The organism is Streptomyces sp. NBC_01006, assembly GCF_045162725.1.
In the GTDB taxonomy this organism is placed as follows: Bacteria; Actinomycetota; Actinomycetes; order Streptomycetales; family Streptomycetaceae; genus Streptomyces.
On sequence record NZ_CP108700.1, the window covers coordinates 5638519 to 5659610 of the forward strand.

A 21092-nucleotide genomic window follows, 5' to 3' on the forward strand; every position below is an offset into this window, starting at 1 on the left:
TCACAGGCCGAGGCGCCGCTGGATGTCACCCAGCTGTCCCGGCATGCGCGGCACGCCCAGCTGCCCCAGCGGGCCCTGCTGCCCGTGGCCGCCGCCATACCCGGCCCCGGGCACGCCCGCCGACTCCGCGCCCGCGCCGACGGCCCCGATCGCCTGCTCCGCCATCAGCATCTCCGAAGACTGCAGCAGCACCGTCCCGGCCCCGACGAACTCGAACTGGTGCTCCTCGCCGGAGCTGCCGCCGATGCCCGTCAGCGAGCGCAGCCCGCCGATGACGCCCGACATGTAGCCGTGGTCGTAGTGGTGGCAGGGGGACGGGCAGTCCGCCCAGCCCACCAGCGCCTGCGGGTCCACGCGCAGCGGCGGCTCCATGAACACCACCGGCCCGTTGGACGCCGCCACGAACTTCCCCGTTCCGATCAGGGTCAGGAACCCCGGCACGATCGACTGCTTCAGGGCGAGCGAGGGCTGGTAGGCCAGCAGGTTGCCCGACCTGATCGTCAGGTTCCCATTGTCCAGGTCGTACGAGTTCACGTCGAATGCCCGGTCGGCCAGCAGCATCTTGCCCGAGCCCTCGGCCACCACCCAGTCGGCGGCGTGCATCGGCGAGTGGAAGCTGGTGCGCAGCAGCCGGTCGAAACGGCCGTTGCCGACGCCGTTGAACTCCATCCGCCCGTAATAGGCGATCATCTTGCCCTTCTGCAGGAACCACTGGCTCCCCTTGAGCTCCACGCAGAAGGTGTACGCGTTCACGTTGTCGTCGGAGGGCAGGGTGTGCGGGTCGAAGACCGTCGGGCCTCCCGGCCCGCCGATGACCGGACCAAAGTTCACAGCTTCTCCTCCGAGGCCTGTACGTACACCGCTCCCTGGCCCGACAGCTCCAGCTGGAACGCCTCGCCCGAGCCGCGCCCCACCATGTCCCGCCAGCCGAGCGCGGTGGAGAGCTTGTTCCTGACGTCCCCGTGGTGGGCCACGTACGCCTGCGGGTCGACGTGGATCGGACGGTTCGGGGTGATGGGGAGCTCGATGACCCCGCCGTGGGCCATCACGGCGACCGATCCGTGCCCCTTGAGGGTGGTGGTGAACAGGCCCTGGCCGGTCACCTGACCGCGGACCATGCCCATGACACCCCCCTGCGAGCCCATGAACATGGTGCCCTGCTGGAGCGTGCCGTCGAAGGCGAGCAGCCGGTCGGCCTCGACGTACAGGGTCTCGCCGGTCAGGTTGATCACCTGGATGTGGTGGCCGCCGTGGCCGAACATCACGGTGCCGCTGCCCTCGACCGTCATCAGCGGCGTCTGCTCGTTCGCCACGCGGCGCCCGATCATGCCCATCACCCCGCCCTGACCGCCCGTCAGGCTCGGGGTGAAGGAGACGTCGCCGCGGTACGCGAGCATCGCGCCGCGCTGGCTGAACATCCTCTGCCCCGGGATCACCTGGGCCTCGACCATCTTCGAGTTGATCTCGCGGAACGGCATCAGATGTCGCCCCCGATGGTGTTGCGCTCGCTGGGCTGCACGTAGACCAGGCCCTCGCCCTCGAAGCGGATCTGGAACGCCTCGCCCGAGCCCTCGCCGATCAGGGTGCGGAAGTTGATCCCCGACTGGAAGGACTGCTGGAGGTTCCCGGTGTGCGCGATGTACGCCCCCGGGTCGACGGAGAGCGGGTACTGGCCGCTGACGCGCAGCACCACCGCCGGACCGTCGGACATGATCGCCGCCTGCCCGGAGCCCTCGACGGTGGTGGTGAACAGGCCGTTGCCCGTCGCCCCGCCGCGCAGGCCGGTGAAGGTGGTGCCGGTGCGCAGGCCGGCGTCGGTGCACAGGAGGTTGCTGGACTCCACGTACAGCTTCTCGCCGCGCAGGTTGACCAGATTGATTTCGCTCGCGCGGTCGGCGAAGAAGCAGGTGCCGTGCCCCTGCACTTCCATCACGGTCATCTGTTCACCCGTCAGTCGACGGGTCACCATGCCGCGCAAACCTTCGCCGCCGCCGGTCATCTTCTTGAAGGCCATCTGACCGTCGTACGCGACCATGGAGCCGTTCTTCGCTTTCACGGCATCCCCGGTCAGGTCGACGGCGAGCACCTTGCTGCCTTGGAGTCGGAACTGAGCCACGGGATGACGTTATCGGCAGCGGGCGAAGGCGAACAGGGCCCGGTGGCCGATATCCGGCGACTGCGGCATCTCGCACACCTCGGGCAGCGGCCCCGCCTCAAGATCGGGCAGGGCGGCTGAGACACTGGAACGGCCCCCCGGCCACCACCCCGAAGGTTCATCGTGGACATCAAGACCGCTTCCGCCCTGCACCGGCTGCGCCTCATCTCCGTACCGGAGGCGCTGTCGTTCCCGGCCCTGCTGATCTTCGGATCGGTGCTGAGCCGGATCTCCGACATCGACTACCTGATGATGCCGCTCGGCATCCTGCACGGGATCCTGTTCGTCATCTACGCGGTCTTCCTGCTGGACGTGTGGAACAAGGCGAAGTGGCCGGTCAAGAAGGTCGCCCTGTTCTTCCTGCTGGCGCTGCTGCCCTTCGGCGGCCTCTACGGCGACAAGCTGCTCAAGCGCGAGGAGGCCGACAGCGTCATGGCGGCCCGCGCCCGGCGCGAGGCGGCGAACGCAGCGTGATCGTCGCGTTCTCGGTGACCCCGCTGGGGGTCGGTGAAGAGGTCGGCGAGTACGTGGCCGACGCGGTGCGCGTCGTACGGGAGTCGGGGCTGCCGAACCGCACGGACGCCATGTTCACCTCGATCGAGGGGGAGTGGGACGAGGTGATGGACGTGGTCAAGCGCGCGGTGGCGGCCGTGGAGGAGCGGGCGCCGCGGGTGTCGCTGGTCCTCAAGGCCGACATCCGCCCCGGGGTGGTCGACGGGCTGACGTCCAAGGTGGAAACGGTGGAGCGCCACCTGGCCTAGTCCGGCCCCTCGTTCCCGCCACCCGGACGGCCCTGTCCGGGGGCGGGTGTGCGGAACCCCTCGTTCGGCCGAGCCCCGTTCGACACGCTCAGGGTTTGTCACCTTTTGTGGTGATATCAAACCCTGGGCTTCGAGCACTGGAGGGGCCGTGCGGCCGGAAGGCTTCGACTACGAGACCCACAGCCGCCTCGCCGGCCCGTTCGCGGAGCCGGACCGCACCCCCACCGCCGCCGGCACCCACACCGCCTACCGGGTGGGCTACCGCTCCCTGTTGTCGCGCGAGCAGCTGCGCACCCGAATACGCGCCGTCCTCCTCATGGCCCTGGCCCCCGTCGCCGCGGCCGGGCTGCTGCTCTACCTCGTCTGGCCCACGCACCGGACCGTCCGCGAGGGCGGTGAGCGCTGGCTGATCCGCCTCGACGCCGTGATGCTCGGCTCCATCGCGCTGATCATGCTGTTCATGCTGGTCAACGTCCTGTCGGTGGCCCACGCCACGATGGTCGCCCGCGACCCGGTACCGGTGCCGCCCCAACCCGGCACCAAGGTCGCCTTCCTGACCACGTACGTCCCCGGCAAAGAGCCGCTCGCCATGGTGCGCGGCACCCTCCTGGGGGCGGTCGCCCTGCGGCACGACGGCCCGCTCGACGTATGGCTGCTGGACGAGGGGGACGACCCCGAGGTCCGGGCCCTGTGCGCGGAGATCGGCGTACGGCACTTCACCCGCAAGGGCATCGCCGGATGGAACACCCGCAAGGGCCCCCACCGGGAGCGGACCAAGCACGGCAACTACAACGCCTGGCTGGTCGCGCACGGCGACGACTACGAGTTCTTCGCCTCCGTCGACACCGACCACGTCCCGCTGCCGAACTTCCTGGAGCGGATGCTCGGCTACTTCCGCGACCCGGACATCGCCTTCGTCGTCGGCCCGCAGGTGTACGGCAACTACACCGGCGCCGTCACCAAGGCCGCCGAATCCCAGCAGTACCTCTTCCACGCGCTGATCCAGCGCGCCGGCAACCGCTACGGCGCCCCCATGTTCGTCGGCACCAACAACGCCGTACGGATCAGCGCCCTCAAGCAGGTGGGCGGGCTCTACGACTCCCTCACCGAGGACATGGCCACCGGCTTCGAGCTGCACCGCAGGCGCAATCCGGCCACCGGGCGGTTCTGGCGCTCCGTCTACACCCCCGACGTGCTCGCGGTCGGCGAGGGCCCGGCCTCGTGGACCGACTTCTTCACCCAGCAGCTGCGCTGGTCGCGGGGGACGTACGAGACCCTCTTCCGGCAGTACTGGAGAGGCTTCCTCCGGATGCCCCCGGGGCGGGCCCTCAACTACACCCTGATGCTCGTCTACTACCCGATGACCGCCGTCAACTGGCTCCTCGGAATCCTCGGCTGCGTCCTGTTCCTGTGGTTCGGCGCCTCCGGGACGCAGGTCTCGTCCGAGGTGTGGCTCATGCTCTACGCCGACGCCGCCGCCCTCCAGGTGGGCCTGTACCTGTGGAACCGCCGGCACAACATCTCCCCCCACGAGCCCGAGGGCTCCGGCGGCCTGGCCGGCATGGCGATGTCCGCGATCTGCGCGCCCGTCTACCTCGCGTCGCTCGCCGCGGCCCTGCTGCGCATCCGGGGCGGGTTCGTCGTCACACCCAAGGGCGGCGACGCCAGCCCCGACCGGCTGCCGACCTTCCGGATCCACCTCGGCTGGGCCGCCGTCCTCGCCCTCTCCCTCGCGGCCTCGGTCCGCCTGGGCCACACGCAGGCCGCGATGCGCACCTGGGCGGTGCTCGCCCTGCTCATCGCCCTCGCGCCGGTGGCCGTGTGGGCCTGGACCCTGCTGCGCGAGCGCCGGGCCGGAGCCACCGCCCGGGCCCGGGCCGCCGGATCGCCGGCCCTCGGGCTCGGTCACGGTCACGGTCACGGCCACGGGCCGGGCGAGGAGCCGGAGCCGGTGTTCGCCGCGCCGACGGGAGGGAACTGACCCATGGCCTACCGGCCGTCGAAGCAGTTCAAGAACACCGTGCTGGGCACCGGGGCCGTGGTGGTGCTGGCCGCGCTCAACGCGCCCGCCGCGCTCTCCTTCGCGCAGGAGCGCTACCACTCGTACAAGGTCGGGCAGTCCACCTACAAGATCCAGTACGGCTCGTGGGGGCAGGTCCGCCTCCCCGAGGAGTACCGGATCAACGCGATGCACGCGGCCCTGCTGCACACGGGCAAGGTGCTGCTGATCGCCGGTTCCGGCAACAACCAGAAGAAGTTCGACAAGGGCACCTTCGACACCGTCCTGTGGGACCCGAAGGACGACAGCTTCAAGAAGATCCCGACACCGGAGGACTTCTTCTGCTCGGGCCACAGCCAACTGCCGAGCGGCCGGCTGCTGGTGGCGGGCGGCACCGCCCGGTACGAGGTCCTCGACGGCAAGGTCACCCGCGCGGGCGGCGGAATGCGGGTCAAGAACGAGAGCCCCGACAAGGTGGTCCGGCTGAGGAAGGGCACCCGGTTCCGGTCCCCGTCCGGGGTCGAGTACGTCTCGAAGTTCGACGTCACCGTGGAGAAGGCCAAGCGCGAGTTCGAGATCACGTACGGGCGCAAGGGGCACCTGAAGCCCTGGCAGAGCAAGGTGGTGGCCTCGGAGGCGCGGGTCTTCGTCGAGGCCGTCGAGGCCGGCGCCGAGGGGCTGACGACCGAGGCCGCGCAGTACCGGATCCTCGGCCTCAAGGGGAAGGACGCCGACAACGTCTACGGGCTCGCGGAGCGGCTGAGCGTCGAGAAGCAGGACTTCCAGGGGATCAAGTCGGCGTACGAGTTCGACCCGAGGGCCGAGAAGTACGTCCCGGTCGACCCGATGAAGGACGCCCGCTGGTACCCGACCCTGGTGGCGCTCCAGGACGGGCGGGTCCTCGCGGTCTCCGGGCTCAACGACGTGGGGGACGTGGTCCCCGGCGACAACGAGTTCTTCGACCCGAAGACGGAGAAGTGGACCCGGGGCCCCTCCCGCTACTTCCCGACCTACCCCGCGCTCTTCCTCGTACAGGGCGGCAAACTGCTCTACACCGGCTCCAACGCGGGCTACGGCCCGGCGGAGAAGGGGCGCGAGCCCGGAGTGTGGGACCTGAAGACCAACGCGTTCACGCAGGTGCCGGGGCTGGCGGACCCCGACCAGCTGGAGACCTCGTCCTCGGTGCTGCTGCCGCCGGCCCAGGATCAGCGGGTGATGGTGCTGGGCGGCGGCGGGGTCGGCGAGTCGAAGCTGTCGTCGAGCCGGACGGCGATCGTGGACCTCAAGGAGGACAACCCGGTCTTCCGCTCCTCGGCGCGGCTGCCGCAGGGCACCCGGTACCTGAGCAGCGTGCTGCTGCCGGACGACTCCGTGTTCACCACCGGCGGCTCCCGCGACTACCGCGGCCGGGGCGCCAGCGACGTCCACAAGGCGCAGTTCTACTACCCGCGCACCGACTCCTTCGTGGCCGCCGCCGATCCGGAGGTGGGCCGCAACTACCACTCCGAGGCGCTGCTGCTGCCCGACGGGCGGATCGCGACGTTCGGCTCCGACCCGCTCTTCGCGGACAAGGACAACACCCGGCTCGGCAAGTTCGAGCACCGGCTGGAGGTGTACTCGCCGCCCTACCTGTACCGGGACCCGGCGCTGCGGCCGGTCCTGGGGGCCGGGCCGGCCGAGGTCGGACGGGACGGGCGGGCCACCTTCACGACGCCGCACCCGGAGCGGATCCGGCGGGCCAGGCTGATGCGGCCGAGCGCGGTCACGCACACCACGGACGTGGAGCAGCGCTCGATCGAGCTCGGGCTGGCGCGGTCGGCCGGGGCGGTGACGGTGGACGTGCCCACGGATCCGACGCTGGTGCCGCCGGGCTGGTACATGCTGTTCGTGACGGACGCGGACGGGACGCCTTCGGAGGCGAGGTGGATCCAGGTACGGGAGCCGAAGGCGCGGCCGCAGCCGGTGGAGGCGCCGGACGGGTAGCCCCTCGCGACGCGCCGGACGAACAGCCCTCGCGGGGCCTACTCCTTGGCGCGGGCGGCCAGACCGAGCGCGTAGTCCGGCCACCACCGGCCGGCCGCCGGGCCGCCGCGGCAGGGCCCGTCGGACTCGCCGGGCCGCTTGATCCAGAGGTACGCGTCGACGAGCGGGTCGCCCGTCCTGTCGGTCGGCGCGATCCCGAGGGCGCGCCCGGGCGGATTGCACCAGGCCTCGTGGCCGCCGCCCGTGAGCGGGCCGTCGCCGTTGCGGCTGGTGTCGATGACGAAGTGCTTGCCGTGGGAGGCCGCGGAGATGCGGGCGCCGTACTCCCGGCCGGCCGCGTCGGGCTGGAAGTTGGAGACGTTGAGGGAGAAGCCGTCGGCCCGGTCGAGCCCGGCCTTGTAGAGGGGTTCGACCAGGTTCATCGGGTCCGGGATCCAGGCCGGATTGCCGGCGTCCAGGTAGACCCTCGTGTTCCGGTTCTTCTTCAGCCGGACGACGGCCTCGGAGAGGAGCCGCAGGCGCTCCTCGTGGTGGGCTGCCTGGGTGCAGCCGTCCACGATGTGCGGGACGGCGTCCGGCTCCAGGACCACCACCGCCCTGGCGTCACCGATGGCGTCGGCGAAGGCTCCGATCCAGTTGCGGTACGCGGTGGCGCCCGTGGCCCCGCCCGCCGAGTGCCGGCCGCAGTCGCGGTAGGGGATGTTGTACGCGGTGAGCACCAGGATCCGGCCCGCCGCCCTGGCGCCCTTCGCGGCCCGGCGGATCGCGGGACCGGGGTCGTCGCCCGGTCCCCACAGGGCCATGGGCCGTTCCGAGATCCGGCGCAGCAACTGGGCGTCGCTGTTGCGGCCCTGGGCCTCCCAGGCGGCGACCTGCCGGGCCGCGTCGCTCTCCGGGTCCACCCAGTACGGGGATCCTGCGGGCGCGGCCTGCGCCGCGGCCTCGGGCGGCGCCTCTGCGGGCGCCTGCGAGGGGGCGGACTCCTTGCTCCCGCAGCCGGGGGCCGCGGCGATCAGCACCGCGAGTCCGAGCGCGGCGGCGAGGGCTCTGGGGCGGGGTCGGACTGGCATCCGGGTTCCTCGAAGGGTCGACGCACGGAATCACGACCGGCATATCGTGACATGACGGTCGGTGACCCCCGCCCCGCGACACCGCGCACGCCTACGTCCGGGGCGCACCGCCCGTCGTCAGGGCGATGGCGAGAGGGGTGCGCTCGTACAGGATCCGGTGGCCGTGCCTGGCCGAGATCAGCAGACCCGCGCCGTGCAGGGCCTTCAGGTGCGCCGAGACCGTGGCCGGGGCGAGGCCGAGCCGGTGGGCCAGCGCCGTCGTGGAGGCCGGCTCGTCGAGCGCGCACAGTACGTCGGCCCGGCCGCGCCCCAGCAGCCGCGCCAGCGCCTGCGGGGTCGGCCCCGCCGACGACGTCCACAGCGCGCCGATGCCCCGCGCCGGGTACACGAGCGTCGGCTGCCAGGGCGGGTCGTACCCGCCGACCACCTCCGGCCACACGAACGCGCTCGGCATGAGGAGCAGGCCCTGCCCGTCCAGGGAGCGGTCGTGGTGGGTCGGGCGGTCGATGGTGAGCGTCCCGTCCGACCACCTCAGGTCCGGGTGGAGGCCGTCGAACAGCGCCTCCAGCCCGCCCGCCGCCAGCCGCCGCGAGTGGAACAGGATGTCGGCCTCCAGCAGGGCCCGCAGCCGCGGCCAGTGCGGGGCGACCAGCGCGGCCCAGGCCTGCTCGTAGAGGTCGGCCAGCTCCCGTACGGCGCGGGCCGGGTCGGCGAGCATCCGCCGCCCGAGGTCGCTCTCGGCGGCGCCCGGGGTGCAGACGAGGGCGCGCCGCAGGTCCTCCCGTACGGCCTGCGGATCGGCGGCCGCGGACCGGACCCGCGCCAGCTCCTCCTCGAAGGTGACGGAGAGTCCGACCGGCGGCGGGCCCAGGAAGTCCGGGTTGTGGCCGGCTCGCGGCATCAGCAGCCACAGGGGCCGCAGGTCCAGTCCGTCGGCGGCCGCCCGCACCTGCCGGAGCCAGGGCAAGTGGTACGCCTGCCGCCCCGGCCGGAGCAGGGTCCGCACCGCCTCCTGCGTCTCCCAGCGCGGCGAGACGGAGAACCGGCACCGCAGCAGGTCCCCGGCCCCGAACCGGAAGTGGAACGCCATGTCTCTCCCTCCGGGCTCCGAGCTCCGGGCGATGTGATTCGGCACAGACCGAATCACTGCCGTGCGCCCACCGTAGTCCCGCAGGGTCGCCGTATGTCCCTCACCGTCAACGAGGCCGCCGGCGGATACCGGTCCGTCTTCCGGGTCCGGGAGTTCCGGCCCGTGTTCGCCGCGCACCTGCTGTCCGTCCTCGGCATCGTCGTCGCCGAGATCGCCCTCACCGTCCTGGTGTTCCGCGCCACCGGATCGCCCCTGATGAGCGCGCTCACGTTCGCCCTCGGCTTCCTCCCGTACGCCCTCGGCGGGACCCTCCTCGCCGGGATCGCCGACCGCCGGCCCGCCCGCCGGGTCCTCGTCGGCTGCGACCTCGTCTGCGCCGCCTGCGCGGCGGCCATGGTCCTGCCCGGCACCCCCGTCGCCGGGCTGCTCGTCCTGCGCTGCGCCATGGCCTTCGTCGCCCCCCTCTTCCAGGGCACCCGCAACGCCTCCCTCGCCGACATCCTCGGCCCCGGCGACGCCTACGTCCTCGGCCGCTCCCTGATGCGGATGGTGGCCCAGAGCGCCCAGCTCATCGGCTTCGGCCTCGGCGGGCTGCTGCTCACCGTCCTCGCCCCGCGCGCGGCCATCGCGCTGACCGCCGCCGGATTCCTGTGCTCGGCCCTGCTGCTGCGCTTCGGCACGGCGGCGCGGCCGGCCCGGGCCGCCGCCGGGCGCACCTCCCCGCTCGCCGGGCTGCGCGCCGTCCTCGGCGAGCGCCGCCTGCGCGCCCTGACCCTGCTGTTCTGGCTGCCGCCCGTCTTCGTCATCGCCCCCGAGGCGCTGCTCGTCCCGTACGCCGACGCCATCGGCGCCGGCACCGCCGCCCTGGGAGTGATGATGTGCGCGCTGCCCGTCGGCACCATCGCGGGTGAACTGTGGGCCGGCTCGGTGCTCGGCCCGCGGGCCCGCTCCCGGCTCGTTGCCCCGCTCGCGGCCGCCGGCCTGCTGCCGCTGCTCGTGTACGCGTTGCGGCCCGGGGTGATGGCCGTACTGGCCGCCCTGCTGCTGGCCGGCCTGGCGCACGCGTACACCCTCGGCCTGGACCAGTGGTACGTCGACGCCGTCCCGGACGCGCTGCGCGGCCGGGCGATGACCCTGCTGAGCACCGGGCTGATGACCCTCCAGGGCGTCGGAATGGCCCTGGCCGGGCTGGCCGCCGAGTTCCTGCCGGTGCACGTGGTCGTCGCGGGCGCGGCCGTACTCGGCACGGCGGTGGTGCTGCTCCTCCTCGCCGAGCTGCGGGCCGCGGGCCGTGGGCCGTCGGGACGGCCGACCGAAGAATGAGACGGGGCCCGCCGCCAACTGACCGCCCGGTAGGGTCGGGTGCGTGTCCAAGCCGCTCAGCCTCCCCTTCGATCCCATCGCCCGCGCCGACGAGCTCTGGCAGCGGCGCTGGGGACCGGTGCCCTCGATGGCCGCCATCACCTCGATCATGCGCGCGCACCAGATCCTGCTCGGCGAGGTCGACGCGGTGGTCAAGCCGTACGGGCTGACCTTCGCGCGGTACGAGGCGCTGGTGCTGCTCACCTTCTCCAAGGCCGGCGAACTGCCGATGTCGAAGATCGGCGAGCGGCTGATGGTCCACCCGACGTCGGTGACGAACACGGTGGACCGGCTGGTGCGGTCCGGGCTCGTGGCCAAGCGGCCGAACCCGAACGACGGCCGCGGCACGCTCGCGTCCATCACGGAAAAGGGCCGTGAGGTCGTCGAGGCGGCGACGAAGGACCTGATGGCGGTCGACTTCGGGCTCCGCGCGTACGACGCCGAGGAATGCCAGGAGATCTTCGCGCTACTGCGCCCGCTGCGGGTGGCCGCGGCGGACTTCGAGGAGTAGCAGGAGTAGTGGAGGAGCGGCGGACCGCGGTCGCCGGGCCCCCGTCAAGATCGAGCAAATCGGACGGTTAGGCTCATCGGCATGAAGAAGAGCGTGCTGACCCGCTACCGGGTCATGGCCTATCTGACCGCGGTCATGCTGTTGATCCTCTGCACCTGCATGGTTTTCAAGTACGGCTTCGACACCGGCGCCGACCTGACCCTCGCGGTCTCGCAGGTGCACGGCGTGCTGTTCATGATCTACCTGGTGTTCGCCTTCGACCTGGGCTCCAAGGCCAGGTGGCCGTTCCCGAAGCTGCTCTGGGTGCTGGTCTCCGGCACGATCCCGCTGGCCGCCTTCTTCGTCGAGCGCAAGGTCCGCGCCGAGATCGAGCCGCTGGTCGTCGACGCGATGGCGACCGCCGACGCCTAAAGGCGTCCTGGAGCGTCGCTCGTACGCGGGCACCCCGGGGATACTCCCCGGGGTTTCCCATCGACATTTACTAGGACGTCCTAGTAAATTCATGGGTATGGACGCTGACGCCATCGAGGAGGGCCGCCGCCGCTGGCAGGCCCGCTATGACAAGGCCCGCAAGCGCGAGGCCGATTTCACCACGCTCTCCGGGGATGACGTCGATCCCGTCTACGGACCCCGGCCCGGCGACGCCTACGAGGGATTCGAGCGCATCGGCTGGCCGGGGGAGTACCCGTACACCCGAGGCCTGCACGCCACCGGATACCGCGGCCGGACCTGGACCATCCGCCAGTTCGCCGGCTTCGGCAACGCCGAGCAGACCAACGAGCGCTACAAGATGATCCTGGCCGCCGGCGGCGGCGGGCTCTCCGTGGCCTTCGACATGCCGACCCTCATGGGGCGCGACTCCGACGACCCCCGCGCGCTCGGCGAGGTCGGCCACTGCGGGGTCGCCATAGACTCCGCCGCCGACATGGAGGTCCTGTTCCAGGACATCCCGCTGGGCGACGTGACCACCTCGATGACGATCTCGGGCCCGGCCGTACCCGCCTTCTGCATGTACCTGGTCGCCGCCGAACGGCAGGGCGTGGACCCGGCCGTGCTCAACGGCACGCTCCAGACCGACATCTTCAAGGAGTACATCGCCCAGAAGGAGTGGCTCTTCGAACCCGAGCCGCACCTGCGCCTCATCGGCGACCTCATGGAGTACTGCGCGAAGGGCATCCCGGCGTACAAGCCGCTGTCCGTCTCCGGCTACCACATCCGCGAGGCCGGGGCGACGGCCGCGCAGGAGCTCGCGTACACCCTGGCCGACGGCTTCGGGTACGTGGAGCTGGGCCTGTCCCGCGGTCTGGACGTGGACCACTTCGCGTCCGGCCTCTCCTTCTTCTTCGACGCGCACCTCGACTTCTTCGAGGAGATCGCCAAGTTCCGCGCCGCCCGCCGGATCTGGGCGCGCTGGATGAAGGAGGTGTACGGGGCGCAGAGCGAGAAGTCGATGTGGCTGCGCTTCCACACCCAGACGGCCGGCGTCTCGCTGACCGCGCAGCAGCCGTACAACAACGTCGTGCGCACCGCCGTCGAAGCCCTCGCGGCCGTCCTCGGCGGCACCAACTCGCTGCACACCAACGCCCTCGACGAGACCCTCGCGCTGCCGAGCGAGCAGGCGGCCGAGATCGCCCTGCGCACGCAGCAGGTGCTGATGGAGGAGACCGGGGTGGCCAACGTGGCCGACCCGCTGGGCGGTTCCTGGTACGTGGAGCAGCTCACCGACCGCATCGAGGCCGACGCCGAGAAGATCTTCGACCAGATCAAGGAGCGCGGCCTGCGCGCCCACCCGGACGGGCAGCACCCGATCGGGCCGATCACCTCGGGCATCCTGCGCGGCATCGAGGACGGCTGGTTCACCGGGGAGATCGCCGAGTCGGCCTTCCAGTACCAGCGCTCGCTGGAGAAGGGCGACAAGCGGGTCGTGGGCGTCAACGTGCACCACGGGTCGGTGACCGGGGACCTGGAGATCCTGCGCGTCAGCCACGAGGTGGAGCGCGTACAGGTGGAGCACCTGGCGGCGCGCAAGGCGCGGCGCGACGACGCGAAGGTGAAGTCCTCGCTGGACGCGATGCTGGCCGCCGCCCGCGACGGGTCGAACATGATCCCGGCCATGCTGGACGCGGTGCGCGCCGAGGCCACGCTGGGGGAGATCTGCAACGTGCTGCGGGACGAGTGGGGCACGTACACGGAGCCGCCGGGCTTCTGAGCCCCGTCCGTGTGGTGGAAGGCCGGTCGCGGGTCCCCTTTCCGGGGGCCGCCGCGACCGGCCTTCGCCGTGTGGGGGGCCGGCGCGAGGGGGCCGGCGTTGAGGGGGGTCAGGCGTGGGCCGGGCCCCGGAGGCCGTGCATCAGGAGGGCGGTGAAGGTGGACACCCAGAGCTCGTCCACCGGTTCCGAGCTGACCAGCGCCCGGTGCACCACCGTGCCGGCGATCACGTCGAAGATCAGGTCCGTGGTCCGGCCGGCGAGGCTCTCGTCCTCCTCGTACGGGAGTTCGCCGCGGGCCTGGGCCCGTTCGCGACCCAGTACGACGAGACGTTTCTGCCGGTCCACGATCGCCGACCGGATCCGGTCGCGCAGGGCCTCGTCCCGGGTGGACTCGGCGACGACCGCCATCAGGGCCGTACGGGCCTCCGGCCGCCGCAGCAGCGCCGCGAACTGGAGGACCACGTCCTCTATATCGGCTTCGAGGGAGCCCCGGTCGGGGAGTTCGAGGGAGTCGAAGAGCTCCGCGACGGCGTCCACGACCAGCTCGTTCTTGCCGGCCCAGCGGCGGTAGAGGGTGGTCTTGGCGACCCCGGCCCGGGTCGAGACGTCGCCCATCGTCAGCTTCGACCAGCCCAGCTCGACCAGCGCGTCCCGCGTCGCGGCGAGGATCGCGGCGTCCGCGGCGGCGCTGCGGGGGCGGCCGGTGCGTCCGGTCGGGGAGCTGGGGTTGCGCATGGCCGAGACCATACCCGTCGGTAGCCAAGGCGGCGGGTCCCGAAATGCTGTGCTTCAGATCACGGGGCGCGAAGGGGCGCGGGGAGTTACGCTACGGCTCGTAGCGTAAGAGCGACGACCACGCGAAGAGCTACCGGCGCCAGGTGGGGACCCGGCGCCAACACCGCACCACCGAGGGTACTCAAGAAGGCATTTCGGCCGATCTTTTTCGTCGGCGCGCACACACGGGGGAGGATGTACGCATGCAGCCCAGAAACATGTCCATGAGCGGCGTCGTCGACCTCGCCGCTGTGAAGGCGGCCGGCGAGGCCAAGGCGAAGGCCGAGCAGGCCCGTGCCGAAGCGGCCCGGCAGGCCGCCCAGGGCGGCCTGCCCGCCTCCGCGGGTGCCGTGCCGCCGTCCGCGCTCGTGATCGACGTCGACGAGGCCGGCTTCGAACGCGACGTCCTCCAGCTCTCCGCCGAGGTCCCGGTCATCCTGGACTTCTGGGCCGAGTGGTGCGAGCCGTGCAAGCAGCTCAGCCCGCTGCTGGAGCGCCTGACCGTCGAGGCGAACGGCCGCCTCCTGCTGGCCAAGGTGGACGTCGACTCCAACCAGATGCTGATGCAGCAGTTCGGCATCCAGGGCATCCCGGCCGTGTTCGCCGTCGTCGCGGGCCAGGTGCTGCCGCTGTTCCAGGGCGTGGCGCCCGAGCAGGAGATCCGGGCCACCCTCGCGCAGCTGGTCCAGGTCGCCGAGGAGCGGTTCGGGATCATCGGCATCGAGGTGGACCCGAACACCGAGGGCGGCCCCGCGGGCGCCCCGGCCGCCGATGAGGACGAGACCCCGGCGGGCCCGTACGACGCGCTGCTGGAAGCGGCCGTCGTCGCGCTGGACGCCGGTGATCTGGGCGGCGCGGTGCAGGCGTACAAGAACGTACTGGCGGACGACCCGGCGAACACCGAGGCCAGGCTGGGCCTGGCCCAGGCCGAGCTGCTCGCCCGGGTCAAGGACATGAACCCGCAGGCGGTGCGCGCGGCGGCGGCCGAGGACCCGAAGGATCCGGCGGCCCAGATCGCCGCGGCGGACCTGGACCTGGTCGGCGGTCACGTGGAGGACGCTTTCGGGCGCCTCGTGGACACGGTGCGGGTGACGGCCGGCGCGGACCGGGACGCGGTACGGGTCCGGCTGCTGGAGCTGTTCGAGGTCATCGGGGCGGACGACCCCCGGGTGGCGGCGGCCCGTACGGCGCTCGCGCGGGTGCTGTTCTAGCCGCCGACGATTTATTGACAGATAGGGAAACAGCGGCTGCGCTTTACCAAAACTTGGTAATCGCAGCTGCTGTTACTCGCAGTAAGTGGAACCCCGTGATCTGTCCGGTGTATCCGTAAATCCGCCACTCTGTCGTGGCCTTCGGTGACACCCAGCGTCGTCACCCGATGGCGCCGGGTCGATCCCCGGTTATCTTGCCGTTACCCGCCAGTAACGAACCCCCTTGTGCCCCGGCCTGGAATGGACCACGATCGGCGACGCTCGGTCCTTCCCGCAGAGCCGCTCATCCGGAGCCGCGGCGTAGGGTCCCCACCGGGCCGGCCGGTGCCAGGGGTGCCGGCTGCTGGACAGGGGGGTCTTCGCCGCACCGGCGGAGCCTGTCCTCCTGGTTGCGCGAACGCGTGACCCAGTGGTTGTCGCTCGGGGGTGAACGCCGGTGTATCGGACGCGGCTGTGCCGCGGCTCGGCCGCCTGCGCTCCTTCCCGAGGACGTAGCACTTCTCCCATCCCAGGACGGGTACGGCCCGGACCGGAGATGTACGTCCGAGAAGGAGGAACGAATAATGAGTTCTCAGGTTCGTGGCGGGACCAGATGGAAGCGCTTCGCGCTCGTCATGGTGCCGAGCATCGCGGCCACCGCCGCGGTCGGTGTGGGTCTGGCGCAGGGTGCCCTCGCGGCTTCCTTCAGCGTCTCCGGCCAGGACTTCAAGGTCTCGGCCGACAAGCTCGACGGTGACGACCTGCTCCAGTACGGCAGCGTCGCCAAGGGCAAGGGCCTCGACGGCAAGGACGCGGCGCACCCGGTCACCATCTCCGGGTTCCGTCACGCCGAGATCACCAACATGTGCCAGTCGCTGGTGACCCCGATTCCCGGCCTCGGCAACATCACGATGCAGCTGCGCACGGGCAACAAGGGCAAGCCTGCGGTCGCGGACAACATCTACCTGGATGTTGCGGAGCTCGACACCGACGCCACGTTCACCGACCTGGACATCGGTGTCGCGGTCGGTGCCGCGGCCGACGACAAGCACCCCACCGCGCCGCAGGCCGGCACGGTGGCGAACGGCGCCCTGTTCTCGCAGCGCGCCAAGAAGGCCGTGCTGACGAACGTGCGTCAGAAGGCCTGGGCGACGACGGCGGGCACCTTCACGCTGCCCGACCTCAAGCTGCGCCTGCTCAGCGGCGACCAGCCGTGCTACCAGGACGAGAAGTAGTCCGTCCCGGGGCGTGACCGGTAGAGGCGGGTGGCGGCCCGTGGCCGCCGCCCGTCCCACCGGGCTCCCCCAGTTCTCCGTACCACCGTTTCCAGGGAGCTGTTGTCCATGAACCCCCAGGCCCCGGTTCGCGCCGCAGACGACGCATGGCTCACCGCGGTGTACCACCGCTTCCACGCCTGGAGTGGTGGCCGGCCCTTCTGGGCGGGCCTCTTCACTCTCATCGGGGGCGTTCCCATCGCGTACTTCCCGTACGCGGACCTCCGGCTGGGCAACGTCACCATCGCCATGGCGACGACCGCGGGCGCGGGATCGCTGATCATCGGCATCCTGCTCATCACCCTCGGCCTGGCCCTCTGGTTCCAGCAGGGCATCCGGGTCTTCGCCGGAGTGGCGTCGATCCTGCTCGCCCTGGTCTCCCTGCCGGTGTCGAACCTGGGCGGCTTCTTCCTCGGCTTCCTGTTCGCCCTGGTCGGCGGAGCCCTCGCGCTGTCGTGGGCGCCGGGCAAGCCGGAGGGCGCGGCGCAGGCCAAGGCGGAGTTCGTGGACGGCCCCCTGGGAGTGCCCGGCCCCCGCGACACGGAAACGGCTTACGCGACCGAGACGACTGCCCACGCCGATGGCGGGAGGAACAGTGCGGGGTGACGAGACGCAGCGGGACGTGGCCCCGAGCGCAGAGTCCCGTGAACGAAGGGGTCCGCGGCACGCCGCGCCCCGGAAGTCGCTGCTGAACAAGATCCAGATACCCGTCGGCAAGACGATGGCGCTGGCGGCCATGCCGACCGCGGTCTTCGTCGGGATGGGCATGGCGCCGAAGCTGGCGCTCGCCGACGAGGAGATCCCCTTCGCGCCCGGTCCGTGTGTGACGCGGTCCGACGAACCCGCGGAGTCGGCCTCTCCGAGCCCGTCGACGTCGACGTCGCCCTCGCCGAGTTCGTCGCCCTCCGCGACTCCCTCGCCGGGTGCCTCGAAGGCCGGGAAGACCCCGAAAGCCCCGGAGCCGTCCGCAAGCAAGTCGGCGGATGCCACCACCCAGTCCAAGCAGACGGCTCCCTCGGCCCCGGCCGCGACGCCGTCCCCGTCCAAGACGCCGAACCCGCTGGACCCCCTGGGCATCGGCGACAAGGTCAAGGGCATCGTCGACGGCATCACCACCCCGATCCTGGGCGCGCACCCGTCGGCCACCCCGACCCCGACGCCCACGCCGACCAAGCCCGCCACGACGACGCCGCCGACGACGAAGCCCGCCCCGGCGCCGGACCCGGCCGCGGACGCGATCCGCGACGCCGCGAAGCAGGCCGGTGTCGACGTCAAGGAGCTGTCCAAGGACGTCAAGGACACCGAGAAGACGCCGAAGGACGAGACGGGCAAGGCGGCCGACGAGGACAAGTCCAAGACCGAGGAGACGAAGGACGCGGACGGGAAGCAGCCCTTCCCCTGTCCGACGTACGACGCCAAGGCGCTGGCCGACGCCGAACTGGAGCCGGGGATCCCGCTCCTGCCGGACGAGCCCTGGTACCTCGACAGCTCGCTGCTGACTCTCTACGGCCTGGATTACCACGGCATAGTCGAGGTGAAAACGGCAGGCGGCAAGACGAAGAAGGTCCTGAAGTTCACGGCGGACTCGCTGGACATCAAGGACCTCTACCAGACGGTCGGCAAGTCCGGGAACGTCGCCCACCTGAAGTCCCGCCCGGGCTCCACCTCCAAGATCCGCGGCGGCACGGTGACGATGTACACCGAGAGCCTCAAGGGGAACCTCTTCGGCCTGATCCCGATCGAGTTCACCCCGAACAGCCCGCCGCCCCTGAACGTCCCGTTCGCGTTCTTCTCGAACGTCAAGGTCGTCCAGGCCGGCCAGTTCGGCGGCACCCTCACGGTCCCGGGCCTCCACAACTACGTCGGCCCGCCGGAGTAGACCCGTACGGCACACCGCACCGCGCGCGACAACGCACCGAGGGCGGCACCCCTGATCCTTCGTGGATCGGGGGTGCCGCCCTCGGTCTCTGTGCGGCAGAGGCGCGGCGGGCGTCAGGCCTGGGGCTGGCCGCCCAGGTGGTGGACGCGGACCATGTTGGTCGTGCCCGGGACGCCGGGGGGCGAGCCGGCGGTGATGACCATCGTGTCGCCGGCGTTGTGGCGGCCCAGCTTCAGCAGTTCGCCGTCCACCAGGTCGACCATGGCGTCCGTGGTGTCCACGTGCGGGACGATGTACGACTCGACGCCCCAGCTCAGCGTGAGCTGGTTGCGGGTGTTGACGTCGGTGGTGAAGGCGAGGATGGGCTGCGTCACGCGGTAGCGCGACAGGCGGCGGGCCGTGTCCCCGGACTGGGTGAAGGCGATGAGCGCCTTGCCGTCGAGGAAGTCCGCGATCTCGCAGGCCGCGCGGGCGACGGAGCCGCCCTGGGTGCGGGGCTTCTTGCCCGGGACCAGCGGCTGGAGACCCTTGGAGAGGAGCTCCTCCTCGGCCGCCATGACGATCTTCGACATCGTTTTGACGGTCTCGATCGGGTAGGCGCCGACCGAGGACTCGGCCGACAGCATGACCGCGTCCGCGCCGTCGAGGATCGCGTTGGCGACGTCGGACGCCTCCGCGCGGGTCGGGCGGGAGTTGGTGATCATCGACTCCATCATCTGGGTCGCGACGATCACCGGCTTGGCGTTGCGGCGGCACATCTCGATGAGCCGCTTCTGGACCATCGGGACCTTTTCGAGCGGGTACTCGACGGCCAGGTCACCGCGGGCCACCATGACCGCGTCGAAGGCGTCGACCACGGCCGCCATGTTCTCGACGGCCTGCGGCTTCTCGACCTTGGCGATGACGGGGACCCGGCGGCCCTCCTCGTCCATGACCTTGTGGACGTCCTTGACGTCGTTGGCGTCGCGGACGAAGGACAGGGCGACCATGTCGCAGCCCATCCGCAGGGCGAAGCGGAGGTCGTCGACGTCCTTCTCCGACAGGGCGGGGACGTTCACGGCGGCACCCGGCAGGTTGATGCCCTTGTGGTCCGAGATGACACCGCCCTCGATGACGATGGTCCTGACCCGCGGGCCCTCGACCTCGGTCACCCGCAGCTCGACGTTGCCGTCGTTGATCAGGATCTGGTCGCCCTTGGCGACGTCGCCCGGCAGGCCCTTGTAGGTGGTGCCGCAGATGGACTTGTCGCCCGGGACGTCCTCGGTGGTGATGGTGAACTCGTCACCGCGCACCAGCTCGACGGGGCCCTCGGCGAAGGTCTCCAGACGGATCTTGGGGCCCTGGAGGTCGGCGAGGACGCCGACCGCGCGCCCGGTGTCCTCGGAGACCTTCCGGACGCGGTCGTACCGCTCCTGGTGTTCTGCCTGGGATCCGTGGCTGAAGTTGAATCGGGCCACGTTCATACCTGCCTCGATGAGCGCTTTCAGCTGCTCATACGAGTCGACGGCGGGGCCCAGCGTGCAGACGATTTTGGAACGGCGCATGGAGCGGATCCTATCCGTTTGTTTCGTAGCGGAATATTCCGTCTGGTGGAAAGTCCAAGTGACTAGCGGGTAACCAGCGCGTACGCCTGGGTGGCGATCTCCAGTTCCTCATCCGTCGGGACCACGGCCACCGCCACCCGCGCGTGGTCCGGCGACACCAGCCGCGGCTCCGAAGAGCGCACGGCATTGGCCTCCAGGTCCAGCGCGAGCCCCAGCTCCGCGAGGCCGTCGACGGCAGCTTCCCGGACCTGGTGCGCGTTCTCGCCGACCCCCGCCGTGAACGCCACCGCGTCCACCCGGCCGAGCACCGCCGAGTAGGCGCCGATGTACTTCTTCAGGCGGTGGACGTAGGCCGCGAAGGCGAGCCGCGCCGACTCGTCGCCCTCGCCCGCCCGCCGCAGCACCTCGCGCATGTCGTTGTCCCCGCACAGGCCCAGCAGACCGCTCTTCTTGTTCAGGAGCGAATCGATCTCATCCACCGAGAAGCCGCCCACCCGCGCCAGGTGGAAGACGACCGCCGGATCCAGGTCGCCCGAACGGGTGCCCATGACCAGACCCTCCAGCGGGGTCAGGCCCATCGACGTGTCCACGCACACCCCGCCCCGGACCGCCGAGGCCGAGGCCCCGTTCCCCAGGTGCAGCACGATCACGTTCACGTCCTCCACCGGCCGGCCGAGCAGGGCGGCCGTCGCCCGCGAGACGTACGCGTGGGAGGTGCCGTGGAACCCGTACCGCCGGATGGCGTACTTCTCCGCCGTCGCGGCGTCGATCGCGTACCGGGCCGCGTACTCCGGCATCGTCGAGTGGAAGGCCGTGTCGAAGACCGCCACCTGCGGGATGTCCGCGCGCAGCGAGCGCGCCACCTCGATGCCGGTCACGTTCGCCGGGTTGTGCAGCGGGGCGAGGGGGATCAGGCTCCGGATCTCCGCCAGCACCTCGTCGTCGATCACCGTCGGTTGCGTGAACCGGGTCCCGCCGTGCACCACCCGGTGCCCGACGGCCGCCAGTTCGGGGGAGTCCAGGCCCAGCCCGTCGGCGGCGAGCTCCGCCGCGACGGCCTGGAGCGCGGCCTCGTGGTCCGCGATCGCCCCGAGCCGCTCGCGCTTGCCGCCGTCTGCGCCGAGGCCGGTGAGCGGCTCGTGCACGAGGCGCGAGGTCTGCTCCCCGATCCGTTCCACCAGGCCGACGGCGAGGCGGGCGGAGTCCGCCATGTCGAGCAGCTGGTACTTCACCGACGAGGAGCCGGAGTTGAGGACGAGTACGCGCGATGCGGTGGTCACGATGGGCGTC

20 protein-coding genes are annotated in these 21092 nt (G+C 71.1%); 12 read left to right on the forward strand and 8 right to left on the reverse strand.

Annotated features, from left to right (window positions below; all coding sequences use genetic code 11):
* From OG509_RS25995 to OG509_RS26005, 3 genes are read right to left on the reverse strand one after another with little or no spacing between them, the layout of a single operon-like run.
* On the reverse strand, positions 1-831 hold the full coding sequence (locus tag OG509_RS25995; protein ID WP_385584391.1) for an AIM24 family protein: 831 nt from the start codon (positions 829-831) through the stop codon (positions 1-3).
* Positions 828-1478 carry an AIM24 family protein gene (locus OG509_RS26000; RefSeq protein WP_030153809.1) on the reverse strand — a complete coding sequence of 217 codons (651 nt, stop codon included), beginning with the start codon at positions 1476-1478 and terminating at the stop codon, positions 828-830. The genes OG509_RS25995 and OG509_RS26000 overlap by 4 nt, the downstream gene beginning before the upstream one ends.
* Positions 1478-2116 carry an AIM24 family protein gene (locus OG509_RS26005; protein WP_078621847.1) on the reverse strand — a complete coding sequence of 213 codons (639 nt, stop codon included), beginning with the start codon at positions 2114-2116 and terminating at the stop codon, positions 1478-1480. Before OG509_RS26005 ends, OG509_RS26000 begins: the two co-directional genes overlap by 1 nt.
* 162 nt (positions 2117-2278) lie before the next feature.
* Between OG509_RS26005 and OG509_RS26010 the strand changes: the two genes are divergently transcribed.
* The 4 genes from OG509_RS26010 (at position 2279) to OG509_RS26025 (ending at position 6898) form a co-directional block, all read left to right on the forward strand.
* Positions 2279-2629: a DUF3817 domain-containing protein gene (locus OG509_RS26010; RefSeq protein ID WP_030153811.1), complete on the forward strand. Its 351-nt coding sequence runs from the start codon at positions 2279-2281 to the stop codon at positions 2627-2629.
* On the forward strand, positions 2626-2916 hold the full coding sequence (locus OG509_RS26015; protein ID WP_053689448.1) for an MTH1187 family thiamine-binding protein: 291 nt from the start codon (positions 2626-2628) through the stop codon (positions 2914-2916). The genes OG509_RS26010 and OG509_RS26015 overlap by 4 nt, the downstream gene beginning before the upstream one ends.
* 148 nt (positions 2917-3064) lie before the next feature.
* Positions 3065-4897, forward strand: a complete 1833-nt coding sequence (locus OG509_RS26020; RefSeq protein WP_406184920.1) for a glycosyltransferase family 2 protein — start codon at positions 3065-3067, stop codon at positions 4895-4897.
* Between the two features lie 3 nt (positions 4898-4900).
* Positions 4901-6898, forward strand: coding sequence for a galactose oxidase-like domain-containing protein (locus tag OG509_RS26025; RefSeq protein ID WP_406184922.1), 1998 nt, complete (start codon positions 4901-4903; stop codon positions 6896-6898).
* Positions 6899-6936: 38 nt separating this feature from the next.
* Here OG509_RS26025 and OG509_RS26030 read toward each other — a convergent pair whose 3' ends face one another.
* Together OG509_RS26030 and OG509_RS26035 are read right to left on the reverse strand one after the other, a co-directional pair.
* A complete protein-coding gene (locus OG509_RS26030; RefSeq protein ID WP_406184923.1) occupies positions 6937-7968 on the reverse strand; it encodes a glycoside hydrolase family 6 protein in 1032 nt (343 codons plus the stop codon).
* Between the two features lie 91 nt (positions 7969-8059).
* Positions 8060-9058 carry a DUF5937 family protein gene (locus OG509_RS26035; RefSeq protein ID WP_406184924.1) on the reverse strand — a complete coding sequence of 333 codons (999 nt, stop codon included), beginning with the start codon at positions 9056-9058 and terminating at the stop codon, positions 8060-8062.
* A 93-nt stretch (positions 9059-9151) separates the two neighbouring features.
* On the opposite strand from OG509_RS26035, the gene OG509_RS26040 reads away from it, so the two are divergent.
* The 4 genes from OG509_RS26040 (at position 9152) to OG509_RS26055 (ending at position 13140) form a co-directional block, all read left to right on the forward strand.
* On the forward strand, positions 9152-10381 hold the full coding sequence (locus tag OG509_RS26040; protein WP_406184926.1) for an MFS transporter: 1230 nt from the start codon (positions 9152-9154) through the stop codon (positions 10379-10381).
* Positions 10382-10424: 43 nt separating this feature from the next.
* Positions 10425-10931 carry a MarR family winged helix-turn-helix transcriptional regulator gene (locus OG509_RS26045; RefSeq protein WP_406184927.1) on the forward strand — a complete coding sequence of 169 codons (507 nt, stop codon included), beginning with the start codon at positions 10425-10427 and terminating at the stop codon, positions 10929-10931.
* An 81-nt stretch (positions 10932-11012) separates the two neighbouring features.
* Positions 11013-11342 (forward strand): DUF3817 domain-containing protein, encoded by a 330-nt coding sequence (locus OG509_RS26050; RefSeq protein ID WP_385584404.1) that lies wholly within the window; start codon positions 11013-11015, stop codon positions 11340-11342.
* Between the two features lie 97 nt (positions 11343-11439).
* Positions 11440-13140, forward strand: coding sequence for a methylmalonyl-CoA mutase (locus tag OG509_RS26055; RefSeq protein WP_406184929.1), 1701 nt, complete (start codon positions 11440-11442; stop codon positions 13138-13140).
* Between the two features lie 109 nt (positions 13141-13249).
* On the opposite strand, the gene OG509_RS26060 is transcribed toward OG509_RS26055, so the two are convergent.
* Positions 13250-13876: a TetR/AcrR family transcriptional regulator gene (locus tag OG509_RS26060; RefSeq protein ID WP_406184930.1), complete on the reverse strand. Its 627-nt coding sequence runs from the start codon at positions 13874-13876 to the stop codon at positions 13250-13252.
* A 242-nt stretch (positions 13877-14118) separates the two neighbouring features.
* Here OG509_RS26060 and OG509_RS26065 point away from each other — a divergent pair, with 242 nt between their 5' ends.
* The 4 genes from OG509_RS26065 to OG509_RS26080 all read left to right on the forward strand — a co-directional run bounded on the left by OG509_RS26065 (position 14119) and on the right by OG509_RS26080 (position 18258).
* The gene (locus OG509_RS26065) at positions 14119-15126 is read left to right on the forward strand and encodes a tetratricopeptide repeat protein (RefSeq protein WP_406184932.1); all 1008 of its coding nucleotides are present in this window, start codon (positions 14119-14121) and stop codon (positions 15124-15126) included.
* Positions 15127-15689: 563 nt separating this feature from the next.
* Positions 15690-16340 (forward strand): DUF6230 family protein, encoded by a 651-nt coding sequence (locus OG509_RS26070; protein ID WP_030153823.1) that lies wholly within the window; start codon positions 15690-15692, stop codon positions 16338-16340.
* Between the two features lie 108 nt (positions 16341-16448).
* Positions 16449-16985 carry a DUF6114 domain-containing protein gene (locus OG509_RS26075; RefSeq protein ID WP_406184934.1) on the forward strand — a complete coding sequence of 179 codons (537 nt, stop codon included), beginning with the start codon at positions 16449-16451 and terminating at the stop codon, positions 16983-16985.
* Positions 16975-18258 (forward strand): hypothetical protein, encoded by a 1284-nt coding sequence (locus tag OG509_RS26080; protein ID WP_406184935.1) that lies wholly within the window; start codon positions 16975-16977, stop codon positions 18256-18258. Before OG509_RS26075 ends, OG509_RS26080 begins: the two co-directional genes overlap by 11 nt.
* Before the next feature lie 113 nt (positions 18259-18371).
* Here the strand turns inward: OG509_RS26080 and pyk are convergent, their stop codons facing one another.
* Positions 18372-19802, reverse strand: coding sequence for a pyruvate kinase (pyk, locus tag OG509_RS26085; RefSeq protein ID WP_406184937.1), 1431 nt, complete (start codon positions 19800-19802; stop codon positions 18372-18374).
* Positions 19803-19864: 62 nt separating this feature from the next.
* Positions 19865-21082 carry an acetate kinase gene (locus OG509_RS26090; RefSeq protein WP_406184938.1) on the reverse strand — a complete coding sequence of 406 codons (1218 nt, stop codon included), beginning with the start codon at positions 21080-21082 and terminating at the stop codon, positions 19865-19867.
* Positions 21083-21092 lie beyond the last annotated feature (10 nt).